Here is a 17,109-nt window from a genome sequence, read left to right as displayed (position 1 = left end):
ACCCGGTCCCGTGGATGACGCATGCGTGATACACGGACGCGGAACAGGAACGGAAGGCAGTCACCGACCATGGCGGACAGTACAGAACTTCGGGCGCGCGGCACCATCCACGCGGGAGGCGAGTGGCGCACCGCCGTCTCCGGGGCCACCCGCGAGATCCTCGACCCCGCGGACGCCCAGCCGTTCGCCGTGGTCTCGGAGGGCGACGAGAAGGACACCGACCTCGCCGTGGCCGCGGCGCGCCGCGCCTTCGACGAGGGCCCGTGGCCGCACACGCCCGTCGCCGAACGCGCCGCGCTGCTGCGCCGCGTGGCCGGTCTGCTGGTGCGCGACCGCGAGGAACTCGGGCTGCTGGAGAGCATGGACGCCGGCAAGACCGTCGAGGAGGGCCGCGTCGACATCGACTGCGTCGCCGACGCCTTCCGCTACTTCGCCGACCTCGTCGCCGGAGAGGCCCCCGGCCGGGTCGTCGACGCGGGCTCGCCGGACATCCACAGCGTCGTCGTGCACGAGCCGGTCGGCGTCTGCGCGCTGATCACACCCTGGAACTACCCCCTGCTCCAGGCCAGCTGGAAGATCGCCCCCGCCCTCGCGGCCGGCAACACCTTCGTGGTCAAGCCCAGCGAGATCACCCCGCTCACCACCGTCGCCCTCATCGGCCTGCTCACCGAGGCCGGACTGCCCGCGGGCGTCGCCAACATCGTCACCGGGCCCGGCCACACCGTCGGCGCCCGGATGGCCGAGCACCCCGACGTCGACCTGGTCTCCTTCACCGGCGGTCTGGTCAGCGGCACCAAGGTCGCCCAGGCCGCCGCGCCCGGCGTCAAGAAGGTCGCCCTCGAACTGGGCGGCAAGAACCCCAACGTCGTCTTCGCCGACGCCTGCGCCACCGCCGACGGCTTCGACACCGCCGTCGACCAGGCCCTCAACGCGGCCTTCATCCACAGCGGCCAGGTCTGCTCCGCAGGCGCGCGGCTCATCGTCGAGGAGTCGGTGCGCGACCGCTTCGTCGCCGAACTCGCCCGCCGCGCCGGGCGGATCAGGCTCGGCCGGGGCACCGAGGAGGGCGTCGAGTGCGGGCCGCTGGTCTCCGCACAGCAGCGCGCGAAGGTCGAGGCCTACGTCGAGTCCGCGCTCCAGGAGGGCGCGGTGCTGCGCTGCGGCGGCAAGCGGCCCGAGCCGTCCGCCGAACGCCCGGAGTCCGGCTACTTCTACGAGCCGACCGTCCTCGACCGCTGCCACCGTGAGATGCGCGTCGTGCGCGAGGAGGTCTTCGGACCGGTCCTCACCGTCGAGACCTTCCGCACCGAGGACGAGGCCGTCGCCCTCGCCAACGACACCGAGTACGGACTGGCCGGCGCCGTATGGACCGCCGACGCGGGCCGCGCCCGGCGGGTGGCCGGACGGCTGCGCCACGGCACCGTATGGATCAACGACTTCCACCCCTACCTCCCCCAGGCGGAGTGGGGCGGCTTCGGCAAGAGCGGAGTGGGCCGCGAACTCGGTCCGGCCGGGCTCGCCGAGTACCGCGAGACCAAGCACGTCTACCAGAATCTGGCCCCCAGGCCGGTGCGCTGGTTCTCGGGCTGAGCCGCGGACCCGCCGGGCGGTGCCCCCGCACCGCCCCCGGCCGTACCGCACCCCGGCAGTACCGTACGTCGCGCCGCGACCGCCCACCTGTCCCGAGTCCCCCGGAGGAGTACCACCCAGATGACCGCTCAAAACCCCGAACGCCCCCATGAATACGACTACGTCGTCATAGGCGGCGGCACCGCCGGATCCGTCATCGCCTCCCGGCTGACGGAGAACCCGGACGTGACCGTCGCCGTCATCGAGGGCGGCCCCAGCGACGTCGGCCGCGACGACGTACTGACCCTGCGCCGCTGGATGGGCCTGCTCGGCGGCGAACTGGACTACGACTACCCCACCACCGAGCAGCCGCGCGGCAACTCGCACATCCGGCACAGCCGCGCCCGCGTGCTCGGCGGCTGCTCCTCGCACAACACGCTGATCGCCTTCAAGCCGCTGCCGTCCGACTGGGACGAGTGGGAGGAGGCCGGCGCCAAGGGCTGGGGCGCGGTGCCGATGGAGGCGTACTACGCCCGCCTGAAGAACAACATCGTGCCGGTCGACGAGAAGGACCGGAACGCCATCGCCCGCGACTTCGTCGACGCGGCGCAGGCGGCCCTCCAGGTCCCCCGCATCGAGGGGTTCAACAAGAAGCCGTTCTCCGAGGGCGTCGGCTTCTTCGACCTGGCCTACCACCCGGAGAACAACAAGCGCTCGTCGGCCTCGGTGGCGTACCTCCACCCGGTGATGGACGAGCGGCCCAACCTCACGATTTTGCTGGAGACCTGGGCGTACCGGCTGGAGCTGAACGGCACCCGCGCCGAAGGCGTCCACGTCCGCACCAAGGACGGCGAGGAGATCCTCGTCCGGGCGCGCAACGAGGTCGTCCTGTGCGCCGGCGCCGTCGACTCGCCCCGGCTGCTGCTGCACTCCGGCATCGGCCCCAAGGCGGACCTCGAGGCGCTCGGCATACCCGTGGCGCTCGACCTGCCGGGCGTCGGCGAGAACCTGCTGGACCACCCCGAGTCGGTGATCGTCTGGGAGACCGACGGCCCCATTCCGGAGAACTCCGCGATGGACTCCGACGCCGGACTGTTCGTGCGCCGCGACCCCGGACACCAGGGCCCGGACCTGATGTTCCACTTCTACCAGATCCCGTTCACCGACAACCCGGAGCGACTGGGCTACACGAAACCGGAGTTCGGCGTCTCCATGACCCCGAACATCCCCAAGCCGAAGAGCCGCGGCCGGCTGTACCTCACCAGCGCCGACCCCGAGGTCAAACCCGCCCTCGACTTCCGCTACTTCACCGACGAGGACGACTACGACGGCCGCACCCTCGTCGACGGCATCCGCATCGCCCGCGAGATCGCGCGGACCGAGCCGCTGGCGCACTGGCTCAGGCGCGAGGTCGCCCCGGGCCCGGACGTCACCGGCGACGAGGAACTCAGCGAGTACGCCCGCAAGGTCGCCCACACCGTCTACCACCCGGCCGGCACCTGCAAGATGGGCGCGGCCGGCGACGACACGGCCGTCGTCGACCCCGAGCTGCGGATCCGCGGCCTGGAGGGCATCCGCGTCGCGGACGCCTCCGTCTTCCCGACCATGACCGCCGTCAACCCGATGATCGGCGTCCTGATGGTCGGCGAGCGCGCCGCCGACCTGATCGGTGGTGCAGCCCGATGACTTCCCTCACCAAGACCCCCGCCGCCGGCGACTCCGCCGCCGGCACCCCCGTCTTCTCCGTCGACGGACTGTGGAAGGTCTTCGGCCCCAGGGCCGAACGCGTCCCCGGCGACCCGGAGCTCGCCGCTCTCGGCCCGGCCGAACTGCGCGCCCGCACCGGCTGCACGGCCGCGGTGCGCGATGTGGGCTTCGACGTCCGCAAGGGCGAGGTCTTCGTCGTCATGGGCCTGTCCGGCTCCGGCAAGTCCACACTGGTGCGCTGTCTGACCCGGCTGATCGAGCCGACCGCGGGCACCATCGTCATCGACGGCGAGGACGTCCGCGCGATGGACAAGGCGCGGCTGCGCGAACTGCGCCGGCACCGCGCTGCCATGGTCTTCCAGCACTTCGGTCTGCTGCCGCACCGCACCGTCCTCGACAACGTCGCCTACGGCCTGGAGATCCAGGGCGTGGCCAAGGCGGAACGCCGCGAGAAGGCCGCCCAGGTCGTCGCCAAGGTCGGCCTGGAGGGCATGGAGCAGCGCAGGCCCGCCCAGCTCTCCGGCGGCCAGCAGCAGCGGGTGGGGCTCGCCCGCGCCCTCGCCGTCGACCCCGAGGTCCTCCTCTTCGACGAGCCGTTCAGCGCGCTCGACCCGCTGATCCGGCGCGACATGCAGGAGGAAGTGATCCGGCTGCACCGCGAGGAGGGCCGCACGATGGTTTTCATCACCCACGACCTCCAGGAGGCCCTGAAGCTCGGCGACCGGATCGCCCTGATGCGCGACGGCAGCGTGGTCCAGCTGGGCACCCCCGAGGAGATCGTGGGCTCACCCGCCGACGACTACGTGCGCGAGTTCGTCCGCGACGTCCCGCGCGAGCAGGTCATGACCGTCCGTACCGCCATGCGGCCCGGGGACTGCGGCGGCCCCGAGCACCCGGGCTCCCTTGCGCCCGGCACCGTGGTCTCCGCCGCCATCGAGACCGTCGCCCGCACCGGCCGCCCCGTCTGCGTCGTCGAGGACGGCCAATGCCTGGGCCAGGTCGGCGACGCCGACCTCCTGCGGGTCGTCGCCGGCCTCGGCGCCCGCCCGGCGAAGGAGGCCGCCTGATGAGCACTGGCGTCAGAACCACCGCCCGGGGGTGTCGCGCATGAGTGCCGTCACCACCCCCGCCCCGCCCTCCCCGTCCAGGGAACCGGCCGAGGAAGAGACGCCGCCGGCGTCGCGCGCCCGCCCGGCCCATCCGCTGCTGCGCCTCCTGGCCCCGCTGGGCGTCGCCGCGGTCGTGCTCGTGCCGGTCGCCGCGGCCCTGTGGGGCAGCGGAGCCTGGCCGTCCGACCTGACCGTCGACGTCAAGACACCGCTGGACGACGCCTACGCCTGGGTCGTGCGCAACCGGGAGACCAACCCGGTCTTCCTCTACTTCCTGCTCCACCTGAGCAACTGGGCCGACGACTCCGTCAGCTGGATGACCGACCTGCTGCTGACCGTCGGCTGGTTCCCCGTGACGGTGGCCGCGGTCCTGTTCTCCTGGCGCGTCGGCGGGCTGCGGAGCCGGCGCGGAGCCAAGCTCGCCGCGGTCACGCTGGGCTCCTTCGCGCTGTGCGGCGTGCTCGGCATGTGGGAAGCCACCATGGAGACCCTCGCCCTCATGGCGGTCGCGGTCACCGTGTCCGCGGTCATCGGCGGTCTGCTCGGCCTGGGCGGCGGCCTGTCGGACCGCTTCCAGAAAATCCTGCGCCCGGCGCTGGACACCATGCAGATCATGCCGGCGTTCGCCTATCTGCTGCCGCTGGTGCTGCTGTTCGGCATCGGCGTGCCCTCCGCGCTGATCGCCACGATCATCTACGCCGCCCCGCCCATGGCCCGGCTCACCGCGCTCGGCCTGCGCGGCGCCGACGCGGGCGTGATGGAGGCCGCCAAGTCCCTGGGGGCGAGTCCGTGGCAGCGGCTGGCGACCGCCCGGCTGCCGCTGGCCCGTAAGGAGATCCTGCTCGGCCTCAACCAGACGATCATGATGGCCCTGTCCATGGTCACCATCGCCTCCGTGGTCGGCGCCGGCGGCCTCGGCGAGGAGGTCTTCCAGGCCCTGTCCACGGTCGACGTCGGTGAGGCGCTCGCCGCGGGCATCCCGATCGTCCTGCTGGCCGTCTGGCTGGACCGCGTCACCGCCGCCGCGGGCGACCGGCTCGGCGAGGGCTCCGGCCCGTCCCCGCTCCGTCTGCTGCACGGCTGGCGCGGCTGGAGCCTGACGGCCGGCGCGGGCACCGTGGTCGCCGTCACGGGCGCCCTGCTGCTCATCGAGGAGTGGCCCGAGCTGTGGGTCGTGGACATCTCCGAGCCGGTCAACCGGGCCATGGGCTGGTTCACCAGCCACCTCGCCGAGGGTGTGCCCGTCCTGGGCGGCACCCGCACCTGGGCCGACGGCTTCACCACCTGGGTGCTCGACCCGCTCCGCGACGGCCTGACCGCCACCCCGTGGTGGCTCCTGGTGCTGCTCGCCGCGGCGCTGGGCCTCCTGGCGGGCGGCTGGGGCGCCATGGCCACGGCCGGCGTCTCCATGGCCGGTCTCGGCGTCATCGGCGTGTGGGACAGCTCCCTCGACACGCTGTCCCAGGCCATCGCGGGTGTCGTCGTCACCCTCGTGCTCGGCTTCGTCGTCGGCGTGGCCGCCGCCCGGGTCCCGGTGGTGGAACGGCTGCTGCGGCCGGTGCTCGACACCATGCAGACCCTGCCGCAGTTCATCTACCTGATCCCGGTGGTGGCGCTGTTCAACGTGGGCCGCTCCGCCGCCGTCGCGGCGGCGGTGCTCTACGCGCTGCCCGCCGTCGTCCGGATCACCGCGCAGGGCCTGCGGCAGGTCGACCCCGCGGCGCTGGAGGCCTCCCGCTCCCTGGGTGCCGGCACCTTCCAGCAGATCCGCCAGGTCCAGGTGCCGCTGGCCCGTCCGGCGCTCATGCTCGCCCTCAACCAGGGTGTCGTCCTCGTCCTCGCCATGGTCATCGTCGGCGGCTTCGTCGGCTCCGGCGCCCTCGGCTACGACGTCGTCTACGGCCTGCAGAAGAGCGCACTGGGCACCGGTCTGACCGCCGGCGTCGCGATCGTGCTCCTCGGCCTCGTCCTGGACCGCACGACCCAGCGCACCCGGGAGACGACCGGCTCGCCCTGACCGGCACCCCGGCGCCCCCGGGGCCGCGGCCCCGCACCCCGGCCCGGCACCGACCGTCCGACCGTCCGACCGAAATGAGACATCGCACATGCGGAGGAACACCATGAACAACTCGAACGCCCGGCCCGGCAGAGGCAGAAAGCACCTCGTCCGGGCCGCGGCCGCCGCGGCCGTCGCCCTCGGCCTCACCACGCTGAGCGCCTGCGGCGCCGCCGAGACCGGCTCCTCGTCGTCCAAGGGCTCCTCCGACAAGGTCACCATCGCCGTGCCGTCGTGGGTCGGCGCGGAGGCCAACGCCGCCGTCGCCCAGTACATCCTCGAGAACGAGCTGGACACCAAGGCCGAACTGACCCAGCTCGACGAGTCGGTCGCCTTCGACGCCCTCAACAGCGGCAAGGTCGACGCCATCCTGGAGGACTGGGGCGGCGCGCCGAAGAAGGTCGACCTGTACGTCAACGACAAGAAGACCGTCGTCGAGGGCGGCGACCTCGGTGTGGTCGGCCACATCGGCTGGTTCGTGCCGAAGTACCTGGCCGACGAGCACCCGGACATCACCGAGTGGAAGAACCTCAACAAGTACAAGGACCTCTTCAAGACCGCCGAGAGCGGTGACAAGGGCCAGCTCCTCGAGGGTTCGCCGTCGTACACCACCAACGACGACGCGATCATCAAGAACCTCGACCTGGACTACAAGACGGTCTACGCCGGCTCCGAGGCCGCCCAGATCACCCAGATCTGGGAGAACTACAAGGCCAAGAAGCCGTTCATCACCTACTGGTGGACCCCGCAGTGGCTGAACGCCCAGATCGACCTGGTGGAGGTGAAGCTGCCCGAGTACAAGGAGGGCTGCGACGCCGACCCCGAGAAGGTGGCCTGCGCCTACGCCCAGACCCCGCTGCAGAAGTACTTCAACGCCGACTTCGCCGAGGACGGCGGTGACGCGGCCCAGTTCCTGAAGAACTTCAACTGGACCGCCGAGCAGCAGAACGAGGTCGCCGCGATGATCGCCGGCGAGAAGATGAGCTCGAAGGCCGCCGCCGAGAAGTGGGTCAAGGCCAACGAGGACGTCTGGAAGAAGTGGCTGCCCTGATCTGACACGGGCGGCCCGCACCCGACACGAGTGGCCCCTCCCTCACCCGGCACGGTGAGCGAGGGGCCTCGTCGTCCCACGGCGCGGGGCCGTCAGCGGTGCTGCCCCGGCTGGTAGTGGCCCGGCGTCTTGCGGCAGGTCACACCGAACCGGTTCCACGCGTTGATCACCGTGATCGCGGCGATCAGCTGGGACAGCTCCGCCTCGTCGAAGGCCTTGGCGGCCCGTTCGTACACCTCGTCGGGCACGAACCCGTCGGTCAGGACGGTGACGGCCTCCGTCAGCTCGATCGCCGCGAGCTCCTTCTCCGTGTAGAAGTGCCGCGACTCCTCCCACGCGGCGAGCTGCACGATCCGCTCCACGCTCTCGCCCGCCGCGAGCGCGTCCTTGGTGTGCATGTCGAGACAGAAGGCACAGTGGTTGATCTGGGAGGCGCGGATCTTCACCAGTTCGTACAGCTTGGGGTCCAGGCCCTTCTTCGCGGCCGAGTCCAGCCGGACCATCGCCTTGTAGACCTCGGGCGCGTGCAGCGCCCACTCCAGCCGGACGGGCTGCTCGGCGGCGTACGTCGTGGTCGTTTCCATGTCGGTCATGCCTCGACCCTAGGAGCGGGGCAGCCCAGGAGTATGGTCCATTTCCATGGCGGAACGCTGGGCCACTTCACGCGCCGGTCTGGGCATCGACCTCCACATCGACCCCTCGGGCCCCGGTCTGCGCCGGGGTCTGACCGACGCCCTGCGCGAGGCCGTCCGCACGGGCCGGCTCTCCCCGGGCACCCGGCTGCCCTCCTCCCGCTCCCTCGCCGGTGACCTCGGCATCGCCCGCAACACCGTCGCCGACGCCTATGCCGACCTGGTCGCCGAGGGCTGGCTCACCGCCCGGCAGGGTTCCGGCACCCGTGTCGCCGACCGGGCGGTGCCCGCCCCGCCCGCCCGTCCGGCCGCCCCGGGGCGGGCACCCGGCCGGCTCCCGTACAGCCTCATCCCCGGCACCCCCGACCTCGCCTCCTTCCCCCGGGCGGAATGGCTCAAGGCCACCCGGCGCGCCCTGGCCACCGCCCCCCACGACGCCTTCGGCTACGGCGACCCGCGCGGCCGCCCCGAACTGCGCGCGGCCCTCGCGGAGTACCTCGCCCGGGTCCGGGGCGTGCGCACCGACCCCGAACGTCTCGTCGTCTGCGCCGGCTTCGCCCACGGCCTCCGGCTGCTGTGCGACGTGCTGCGGGCCCGGGGCGCCGACACCCTCGCCGTGGAGTCCTACGGGCTGGACGCCCACTGGGATCTCGTCGCCCGCGCCGGTCTGCGCACCGCCCCGCTGCCCTTCGACGCCTCCGGCACCCGCGCGCAGGACCCGGGCGACGCGGCCGCGGTGCTGCTCAGCCCCGCCCACCAGTTCCCGCTGGGCGGCGCCCTGCGGCCGGAGCGCCGCGCCGCCGTGATCGACTGGGCGCGCCGCACCGGCGGCCTGGTCCTGGAGGACGACTACGACGGCGAGTTCCGCTACGACCGCCAGGCCGTCGGCGCGCTCCAGGACCTCGACCCCGGCCACGTGGTCTACCTCGGCACCGCCAGCAAGTCCCTCGCGCCCGGCCTGCGCCTGGGCTGGATGGTCGTGCCCCCGTCCCTGGTGCCGGAGGTCACCGCCCACGGGGCGGGCCGGTCCGTCGGCGTCGTCGAACAGCTCGCCCTCGCCGAGTTCCTCACCTCCGGTGCCTACGACCGCCATGTCCGCGCCGCCCGCCTGCGCTACCGCCGGCGCCGCGACGCCCTGGTCGCCGCCCTCGCCGAACGGGCCCCCGACGTCCATGTCACCGGCATCGCGGCGGGCCTGCACGCGGTGCTGCGCCTCCCGCCCGGCACCGAACGGTCCGTCGTCCAGGCGGCCACCTGGCAGGGCCTCGCCGTCCAGGGCCTCTCGGCCTTCCGCCACCCCGCCGCCGACGCCACCCCCGGCGACGGCCTGGTCGTCGGCTACGGGACGCCACCGGACCACGCCTGGACGAGCACCCTCGAGGCCCTGTGCCGGGCGCTGCCGTAGGACGGCCGCGGGAACGTCGCCGCCGCGGGACGCCGCGCGAAAAAACCCCGGTCGGGTGTCGATCCGGCCCCCCTCCCGTTCGACGTCGGTATGAGGAGCGCATCGCCGCACGGGGCGTGCGCGAGATCCGGACGGGAGCAGAGATGCACCAGCTGCTGAGGGTCATGAACTTCAACGTCTCCAGCGACGGCGTCGCCGCCGGTGAGCACCAGAGCCTGGAGAACCCCTTCGGCCTGCCCGGCGCCGAGCGGCTGTTCTCCTGGGCCGGCGCCACCGCGAGCTGGCCCAACCGCACCGAACCCGGAGGGAGCCGCGGCCTGGACGACTACTTCACCCGCGACTTCGCCCGCAACATCGGCGCCGAGATCATGGGCCGCAACAAGTTCGGCCCGCAGCGCGGGCCCTGGCAGGACCACGACTGGCGCGGCTGGTGGGGCGACGAGCCCCCGTTCCGCACCCCGGTGTTCGTGATGACCCACCACGAGCGCCCGTCGTTCACCCTCTCCGACACCACCTTCCACTTCGTCGCCGGCAGCCCGCACGCCGTCCTGGAGCGGGCGCGGGAGGCCGCCCAGGGCCAGGACGTCCGGCTCGGCGGCGGGGTCACCACCGTCCGGGAATTCCTCGACGCCGACCTGGTCGACACCCTGCATGTGGCGGTGGCGCCGGTGACGTTCGGCTCCGGACTGCGCCTGTGGGAGTCGCCCGAGGACCTGTGCGACCGCTTCCACCTCGAGGTCGTGCCCAGCCCGAGCGGTGTGACCCACCACCTGTTCTGGCGGAAATGACAAGGCGCACATGACAAGGGAGGACACCTCCCTTCGGCCGGGGTGCCACGGGCGGACGGCGTGGCCCGGATGGTGGACGCCGCCTGTGGCACTCCGTGCCGCCCGGTACCCTGACCCCGGGCCGTGACTGGCGTGCTGGGATGGAGCAACCATCGGGAAGCGGCCCCCGCCCCCGCCCACCCCGGGGACCGGACATGTGCCGTGCGCCTGGGCCGTACCGTGAACGCTGAACGCCACGTCCGGAGGTCCGTCATGTCAGCCGAGCCCCGCTCCACCGCTTCCACCGCCTTCCGTTCCGCCCTCGACGTGATCCGCGCCGTCGAGCCGCGCGTCGCCGACGCCATCGGCCAGGAGGTCGCCGACCAGCGCGAGATGCTCAAGCTGATCGCCTCCGAGAACTACGCCTCCCCGGCCACCCTCCTCGCGATGGGCAACTGGTTCAGCGACAAGTACGCCGAGGGCACCATCGGCCGCCGCTTCTACGCCGGCTGCCGCAACGTCGACACCGTCGAGTCGCTCGCCGCCGAGCACGCCAAGGAGCTCTTCGGCGCCCGCCACGCCTATGTCCAGCCGCACTCCGGCATCGACGCCAACCTCGTCGCCTTCTGGTCCGTCCTCGCCCAGCGTGTCGAGCTGCCCGCCCTGGAGAAGGCCGGTGTCCGCCAGGTCAACGACCTCTCCGAGGAAGACTGGGCCGACCTGCGCCGCGCCTTCGGCAACCAGCGCATGCTCGGCATGTCCCTGGACGCCGGCGGCCACCTCACCCACGGCTTCCGCCCGAACATCTCCGGCAAGATGTTCGACCAGCGTTCCTACGGCACCGACCCGGCCACCGGCCTGATCGACTACGAGGCCCTGCGCGTCTCCGCCCGCGAGTTCAAGCCGCTGATCATCGTCGCCGGCTACTCCGCCTACCCCCGTCTGGTGAACTTCCGGATCATGCGCGAGATCGCCGACGAGGTCGGCGCCACGCTCATGGTCGACATGGCGCACTTCGCCGGTCTCGTCGCCGGCAAGGTCCTCACCGGCGACTTCGACCCGGTCCCGCACGCGCAGATCGTCACCACCACCACCCACAAGTCGCTGCGCGGCCCGCGCGGCGGCATGGTGCTGTGCGACGACTCCCTGAAGGACCAGGTCGACCGCGGCTGTCCGATGGTGCTCGGCGGACCGCTGCCGCACGTCATGGCCGCCAAGGCCGTCGCCCTCGCCGAGGCCCGGCAGCCCGCCTTCCAGGACTACGCCCAGCGCATCGTCGACAACTCCCGCGCCCTCGCCGAGGGCCTGATGCGCCGCGGCGCCACCCTGGTCACCGGCGGCACCGACAACCACCTCAACCTGATCGATGTCGCCACCTCCTACGGCCTCACCGGCCGCCAGGCAGAGACGGCCCTGCTGGACTCCGGCATCGTCACCAACCGCAACGCCATCCCCGCCGACCCCAACGGCGCCTGGTACACCTCCGGCATCCGCATCGGCACCCCCGCGCTGACCACCCGCGGCCTGGGCACCGCCGAGATGGACGAGGTGGCCGGCCTCATCGACCGCGTCCTGACCACCGCGGAGCCCGGCACCACCAAGTCCGGCGCTCCCTCCAAGGCGTCCCACGTCCTCGACGCGAAGGTCGCCGACGAGATCTCCCGCCGCGCCACCGACCTGGTCGCCGGCTTCCCGCTCTACCCGGAGATCGACCTCGGCTGAGCGCCCCTTCCGCAGGCGGCCCACGGCGGTCCGGTCATCCACCGGGCCGCCGTCCGCAGCCCTCAGAGGTCCAGCAGCTCCTGCCTCGGCCCCGGATCGTCCTTGCGCCGGCCGAGGCGCGGCCACCCCGTCACATACGGCCGCAGCACCATCGCCGCCCCCGCTCCGGCCACGACGCCCGGTATCGCCCACCACCAGTCGGTGCCGCCGCCCGTCGCCGCCGCGGCGCGGGGCTCGGGCGACGCCGTCGCCTCGTCCCCGTCCTGGTCCGCCGCCGTGCGGCCCGGCAGCTTCTCCCACGGTGCCGGGTAGATCCCGGCCGGCGAGCCGGTCGTCTCGCCCATCACGCCCAGATCGAACATGAACTTGTGCACGTTCGCCGCGTCTTTGGCGCGGTGCCAGAGCCCGTTCGGCGTCTCGCTGAACTGGGACGCCGTGTGTATCCACACGTCCTGGCCCGTCTCGCCCAGGAAGACCCGGTCCACGCGCCACGGTGTCACGTCGTGCACCAGCCAGCTCACGGTGATCATCCGGGCCGAGGCCGAGACCGCCTCGGGCGGCCGCTCCCTGGTGCCCTCGCCGACCGGGCCGAGCAGCCGCTCCAGCTCGCCGTACCCCTTGTCGGAGTAGTACAGCGAGGCGGTCTCCTCGCTCTCCGCCGAGACCACCAGCACACTCGTCGGCCCCCCGGCGGACGCCGGCGACGCTCCCCACAACGCCAGCGCCAGCGCGGCCGCCACCGCGCCCACTCCCGCCGTCAGTTGTCGAACCCTGCCCTTCCAGCCACGCATCCGGACCCCCACTCGGCCGGTCGATCCCCGTGCGGCCCGCCCACGGGCCGCCTGTCACTTCTGGTACACCGCCCGACCCGCCGGGGTTCCCACCCGCCCGGCACGAATTCCCGGCGACCCGGAGCACCCGGCTACCGGGGCACCTCCACCGTCTTCGCGATCTCCAGTGCCCGCGCCTTCGACGCCACCCCCTCCAGCCGCAGCGTCACCCCGTCCCCCGCCACGCCCCGGCCGTCCGCCGCACCCCGGTGGCCCCACAGCAGCGTCGGTCCCGCCGTGCGCTCCGCCCGGGTGTACCGGTGACCGTCGGTGTCGACCATCCAGAAGCTCAGCACATGCGGCCGCGCGAACCACAGGACCGGATCCGGGACGCCGGCCTCCGAGTCCTCCCCGCCGAGCGAGAGCCACTCCGGCTGCTCGCGCACGCTCTTGGTGAAGGCGATGTCCAGGCGCCCCGGGAACGCGTCGAGCCGGATCGTCCGCCCCTCCTCCCGCCAGCACAGGCTCACCACGAACCGCCCCCGCGGCAGCCCGCTCACCGTCACCGCCTCCGGCGCGCCCAGCGCCTCGGGCACGAGCGGCGCGAACCCGGCCCGCCGCTCCGCCTCGCCGAGCGACAGCGACCGCCCGCAGCCCGGCACCCGCGCACCCGGCGAGGGCACCGCCGACGGGTCGTACCGCACCTCCACGCCGCCGAAGCCGAACCAGTCGGTCACCGTCGCCCGCACCGGAGGGGTCAGCGCCAGCACCGTCAGCAGCCCGCACGCCGCCGCCACCAGCGACCGCCACCGCGCCCGCGTCCAGCGGCGCATCACCCGCATCCGGCCGCGGGCACCCGTCGGCTCGGCGACGGGCACCGGCAGTCGCTCGGCGAGTATCTGCCCCAGCACCCGCTCGACCATCGACTCGGACCCCGCGCTCCCGTCCGGCCCGTCCAGCGACCGGCCGAAGGCCCGCAGCTCCTCCCGCAGCCGCTCGGCGTCACCGTCGTACTGCTCACCGTCGGTCCGCTCACTCACGCCTCTCACCCCCTTCCCGGGGCCGGAAGTCCGGCAGCAGGCGCTCCAGCTTGCGCAGGGCGCGGTTCAGTCGGGACTTCACCGTCCCGCGGGGCCAGCCCAGGGCCTGGGCGGTCTCCCGCTCGTCCATCTCCAGCAGATAGCGGTAGGTGACGACCAGCCGGTGCTCCTCGCTCAGCTTCTCCAGGGCGGCGACCAGCGCTCCGCGGCGCTCGGTCTCCAGCGTCGCCACCGCCGGGTCGGCCGACTCCGGTATCACCGGCGCCGACTCCGCGAGCGCCGCCTCGCGGCCCGCGAGGGTGCTGCGCCGCACCGCGGCGCGCACTGTGTTCCTCGTCTCGTTGGCCACGATCGACAGCAGCCACGGCCGGAACGCCATGCCGTCCCGGAACCGGCCCAGCGCGCAGTACGCCTTCACGAAGGCCTGCTGCACCACGTCCTCCGCGTCCGCCCCCGCCCCGAGCGCGGTGGCCGCCCTGAGCGCGATGCCTGTATGGGCCCGCACCAGCTCCGCGTACGCCTCCGGCTCCCCGGCGCGTACGCGGGCGATCACCGCGACCTCATCGACGATGCGGCCCCCCTCCCGCGTTCTCACACCCTTGTTACACCGCCGGGCACGGATCGGTTCCCACCTGTTTCCGGTCGGTTCCCGACCCCCTCCCGGAACCTGAGAGAATGGTGGGCATGGCGACTGACCGACCTCGCGTGCTCTCCGGAATCCAGCCCACCGCAGGCTCGTTCCACCTCGGCAACTACCTCGGCGCCGTCCGTCAGTGGGTGGCCCTGCAGGAGACCCACGACGCGTTCTACATGGTCGTCGACCTGCACGCGATCACGCTTCCGCAGGACCCGAAGGAGCTGCGCGCCAACACCCGGCTCGCCGCCGCCCAGCTGCTGGCCGCCGGGCTGGACCCGGACCGCTGCACGCTCTTCGTCCAGAGCCATGTGCCCGAGCACGCCCAGCTCGCCTGGGTCATGAACTGCCTCACCGGCTTCGGCGAGGCCTCCCGCATGACCCAGTTCAAGGACAAGTCCGCCAAGCAGGGCGCCGACCGCGCCTCCGTCGGACTGTTCACGTACCCGATCCTTCAGGTCGCGGACATCCTGCTCTACCAGGCCCACGAGGTGCCGGTGGGCGAGGACCAGCGCCAGCACATCGAACTCACCCGCGACCTCGCCGAGCGGTTCAACACCCGGTTCGGCGCGACCTTCACCGTCCCGAAGCCGTACATCCTCAAGGAGACGGCGAAGATCTACGACCTTCAGGACCCGACGGTCAAGATGAGCAAGTCGGCCTCCACGCCGAAGGGCCTGATCAACCTCCTGGACGAGCCGAAGACCACCGCCAAGAAGGTCAGGAGCGCCGTCACCGACGCCGACACGGTGATCCGCTACGACGTCGTGGAGAAGCCCGGGATCAGCAACCTGCTCACGATCTACTCCACCCTCACCGGGACGGACATCCCCGAACTGGAGCAGCGGTACGCCGGCAAGGGCTACGGCGCGCTCAAGACCGACCTCGCCGAGGTCATGGTCGACTTCGTCACCCCGTTCCGGGAGCGCACCCAGCAGTACCTGGACGACCCCGAGACGCTCGACTCGATCCTGGCCAAGGGCGCGGAGAAGGCACGCTCCGTCGCCGCGGAGACCCTCGCGCAGACGTACGAACGGGTGGGTTTCCTGCCCGCCAAGCACTGAACCGGCGCTGAACCGGACCGCGGGGGCGATCCGTACCACCCCGCAGCGCCGCACATCACTCCGGTTGCGCCTGCCCGCATCCGGGCCGTGGCCGTACAGTCGATAACCGGGTGACCGTCACGACGGTCACCCGGCGCCCCCCGCAGCTTCACCACCACGCTTCACCACCGACAACGACAGGAGACGACGTGGGGACCGTAACGATCGGCGTGTCGATCGCGGTCCCGGAGCCTTACGGCAGCCGGCTTCAGCAGCTGCGCGCGGGCTTCGGCGACGCCGCGGCCCACGGCATCCCCACGCACGTCACCCTGCTGCCGCCGACCGAGATCGGCGACACCGACCTGGTGGCCGTCGAGGCGCATCTCAGCGAGATCGCCGCGGCCGCCCGCCCGTTCCCGATGCGGCTGTCCGGCACCGGCACCTTCCGGCCGCTGACACCGGTGGTGTTCGTCCAGGTCGTCGAGGGCGGCGCGGCGTGCACCTGGCTGCAGAAGCAGGTCCGCTCCGCCTCCGGGCCCGTCGCCCGCGAGCTGCAGTTCCCCTACCACCCGCACGTCACCGTGGCGCACGGCATCGACGAGGCGGCCATGGACCGTGCCTACGAGGACCTCGCGGACTACGAGGCGCAGTGGGCCTGCACCGGCTTCGCCCTGTACGAGCAGGGCACCGACGGGGTGTGGCGCAAGCTGCGCGAGTTCCCCTTCGGCTCCGTGGTGGTGCCCCCGCAGGGCGGCAGCGTGGACCGCGGATCGGTCTCCGCGCGCTGACCCCCGCGCCGGTCCCGCACCAGCGGCTCCCCCGCGCCGGACCCCGCGCGGCGCTTCACACCGGCAGCCGCCGGAACAGCGCGCGCGGCAGATGCCGCAGCGCCGACATCACCACCCGCAGCGCCCCCGGCACCCACACCGTCTCCGCCCGGCGCCGCAGCCCCAGCTCCACGGCCGCCGCGACCGCCTCCGGGGTGGTGGCCAGCGGCGCCTCCGGCAGCCCCGCCGTCATCCGCGTCCGCACGAACCCGGGGCGTACGACCATGACGTGCACGCCGGTGCCGTGCAGCGCGTCGCCGAGGCCCTGGGCGAAGGCGTCCAGGCCGGCCTTGCTGGAGCCGTAGATGAAGTTCGCGCGCCGGGCCCGCTCGCCCGCGACGGAGGACAGCACCACCAGCGAGCCGTGCCCCTGCGCCTGCAACGCGCCCGCGCACACCAGGCCGGCCGAGACCGCGCCGGTGTAGTTGGTCTGCGCGACCCGCACCGCGGCCTCCGGGTCCCGCTCGTCGTGCGCCTGGTCGCCCAGGGTGCCGAAGGCGAGCAGCACCATGTCGACGTCGCCCTCGGCGAACACCTTGCCGAGCGCGTCCTCGTGGGCCGCGGGGTCGAGCGCATCGAAGGCGACCGTGCGCACCACGGCGCCGAGGCCGCGCAGCTGCTCGGCGGCCTCGTCCAGGCCGGGGGAGGGGCGGCCGGCCAGCCACACCGTGCGGGTGCGGCGGGCAATCAGCCGCCGCGCGGTGGCCAGCGCGATCTCGGACGTACCGCCGAGGACGAGCAGGGACTGGGGGAGGCCGAAGGCGTCCTTCACGACAG

General features: G+C 72.8%; 15 protein-coding genes and 1 riboswitch. Of the genes, 10 read left to right on the top strand and 5 right to left on the bottom strand.

Annotated elements, in window-relative coordinates; genetic code table 11:
* Positions 1-69 precede the first annotated feature (69 nt).
* The 5 genes from AC5L3C_RS14100 to AC5L3C_RS14080 all read left to right on the top strand — a co-directional run bounded on the left by AC5L3C_RS14100 (position 70) and on the right by AC5L3C_RS14080 (position 7,492).
* Positions 70-1,590: an aldehyde dehydrogenase family protein gene (locus AC5L3C_RS14100; protein ID WP_493649307.1), complete on the top strand. Its 1,521-nt coding sequence runs from the start codon at positions 70-72 to the stop codon at positions 1,588-1,590.
* A 120-nt stretch (positions 1,591-1,710) separates the two neighbouring features.
* Positions 1,711-3,255, top strand: a complete 1,545-nt coding sequence (locus AC5L3C_RS14095) for a GMC family oxidoreductase (RefSeq protein WP_493649306.1) — start codon at positions 1,711-1,713, stop codon at positions 3,253-3,255.
* Positions 3,252-4,343 carry a quaternary amine ABC transporter ATP-binding protein gene (locus AC5L3C_RS14090; RefSeq protein WP_493649305.1) on the top strand — a complete coding sequence of 364 codons (1,092 nt, stop codon included), beginning with the start codon at positions 3,252-3,254 and terminating at the stop codon, positions 4,341-4,343. Before AC5L3C_RS14095 ends, AC5L3C_RS14090 begins: the two co-directional genes overlap by 4 nt.
* A gap of 40 nt (positions 4,344-4,383) precedes the next feature.
* The gene (locus tag AC5L3C_RS14085) at positions 4,384-6,402 is read left to right on the top strand and encodes an ABC transporter permease (protein ID WP_493649304.1); all 2,019 of its coding nucleotides are present in this window, start codon (positions 4,384-4,386) and stop codon (positions 6,400-6,402) included.
* A gap of 103 nt (positions 6,403-6,505) precedes the next feature.
* Complete coding sequence (locus AC5L3C_RS14080; protein WP_493649303.1) at positions 6,506-7,492, top strand: ABC transporter substrate-binding protein; 987 nt, start codon at positions 6,506-6,508, stop codon at positions 7,490-7,492.
* Positions 7,493-7,584: 92 nt separating this feature from the next.
* Here AC5L3C_RS14080 and AC5L3C_RS14075 read toward each other — a convergent pair whose 3' ends face one another.
* On the bottom strand, positions 7,585-8,085 hold the full coding sequence (locus AC5L3C_RS14075) for a carboxymuconolactone decarboxylase family protein (RefSeq protein ID WP_493649302.1): 501 nt from the start codon (positions 8,083-8,085) through the stop codon (positions 7,585-7,587).
* Between the two features lie 46 nt (positions 8,086-8,131).
* Here AC5L3C_RS14075 and pdxR point away from each other — a divergent pair, with 46 nt between their 5' ends.
* From pdxR to AC5L3C_RS14060, 3 genes are all read left to right on the top strand, one after another.
* The gene (gene pdxR / locus AC5L3C_RS14070) at positions 8,132-9,529 is read left to right on the top strand and encodes a MocR-like pyridoxine biosynthesis transcription factor PdxR (RefSeq protein ID WP_493649301.1); all 1,398 of its coding nucleotides are present in this window, start codon (positions 8,132-8,134) and stop codon (positions 9,527-9,529) included.
* 143 nt (positions 9,530-9,672) lie between these two features.
* Positions 9,673-10,317, top strand: a complete 645-nt coding sequence (locus AC5L3C_RS14065) for a dihydrofolate reductase family protein (protein ID WP_493649300.1) — start codon at positions 9,673-9,675, stop codon at positions 10,315-10,317.
* Between the two features lie 113 nt (positions 10,318-10,430).
* A riboswitch (ZMP/ZTP riboswitch) is annotated at positions 10,431-10,537 on the top strand.
* Positions 10,537-12,018, top strand: coding sequence for a glycine hydroxymethyltransferase (locus AC5L3C_RS14060; protein WP_493649299.1), 1,482 nt, complete (start codon positions 10,537-10,539; stop codon positions 12,016-12,018). It overlaps the preceding riboswitch by 1 nt.
* 62 nt (positions 12,019-12,080) lie before the next feature.
* On the opposite strand, the gene AC5L3C_RS14055 is transcribed toward AC5L3C_RS14060, so the two are convergent.
* From AC5L3C_RS14055 to AC5L3C_RS14045, 3 genes are all read right to left on the bottom strand, one after another.
* Positions 12,081-12,809: a hypothetical protein gene (locus tag AC5L3C_RS14055; RefSeq protein WP_493649298.1), complete on the bottom strand. Its 729-nt coding sequence runs from the start codon at positions 12,807-12,809 to the stop codon at positions 12,081-12,083.
* A 131-nt stretch (positions 12,810-12,940) separates the two neighbouring features.
* Positions 12,941-13,828: a hypothetical protein gene (locus tag AC5L3C_RS14050; protein WP_493649297.1), complete on the bottom strand. Its 888-nt coding sequence runs from the start codon at positions 13,826-13,828 to the stop codon at positions 12,941-12,943.
* Positions 13,821-14,423 carry an RNA polymerase sigma factor gene (locus AC5L3C_RS14045; protein ID WP_493649296.1) on the bottom strand — a complete coding sequence of 201 codons (603 nt, stop codon included), beginning with the start codon at positions 14,421-14,423 and terminating at the stop codon, positions 13,821-13,823. The genes AC5L3C_RS14050 and AC5L3C_RS14045 overlap by 8 nt, the downstream gene beginning before the upstream one ends.
* An 89-nt stretch (positions 14,424-14,512) precedes the next feature.
* Between AC5L3C_RS14045 and trpS the strand changes: the two genes are divergently transcribed.
* Positions 14,513-15,526 carry a tryptophan--tRNA ligase gene (trpS, locus tag AC5L3C_RS14040; RefSeq protein ID WP_493649295.1) on the top strand — a complete coding sequence of 338 codons (1,014 nt, stop codon included), beginning with the start codon at positions 14,513-14,515 and terminating at the stop codon, positions 15,524-15,526.
* Between the two features lie 188 nt (positions 15,527-15,714).
* Complete coding sequence (locus AC5L3C_RS14035; protein WP_125504617.1) at positions 15,715-16,293, top strand: 2'-5' RNA ligase family protein; 579 nt, start codon at positions 15,715-15,717, stop codon at positions 16,291-16,293.
* Positions 16,294-16,348: 55 nt separating this feature from the next.
* Here the strand turns inward: AC5L3C_RS14035 and dprE2 are convergent, their stop codons facing one another.
* Positions 16,349-17,104, bottom strand: a complete 756-nt coding sequence (gene dprE2, locus AC5L3C_RS14030; RefSeq protein WP_493649294.1) for a decaprenylphospho-beta-D-erythro-pentofuranosid-2-ulose 2-reductase — start codon at positions 17,102-17,104, stop codon at positions 16,349-16,351.
* Between the last annotated feature and the right edge of the window lie 5 nt (positions 17,105-17,109).

It is taken from the genome of Streptomyces speibonae (genome assembly GCF_984686075.1).
Note: the sequence above shows the minus strand (reverse complement) of the source record. Positions and strands in the feature narration are given on the sequence as shown.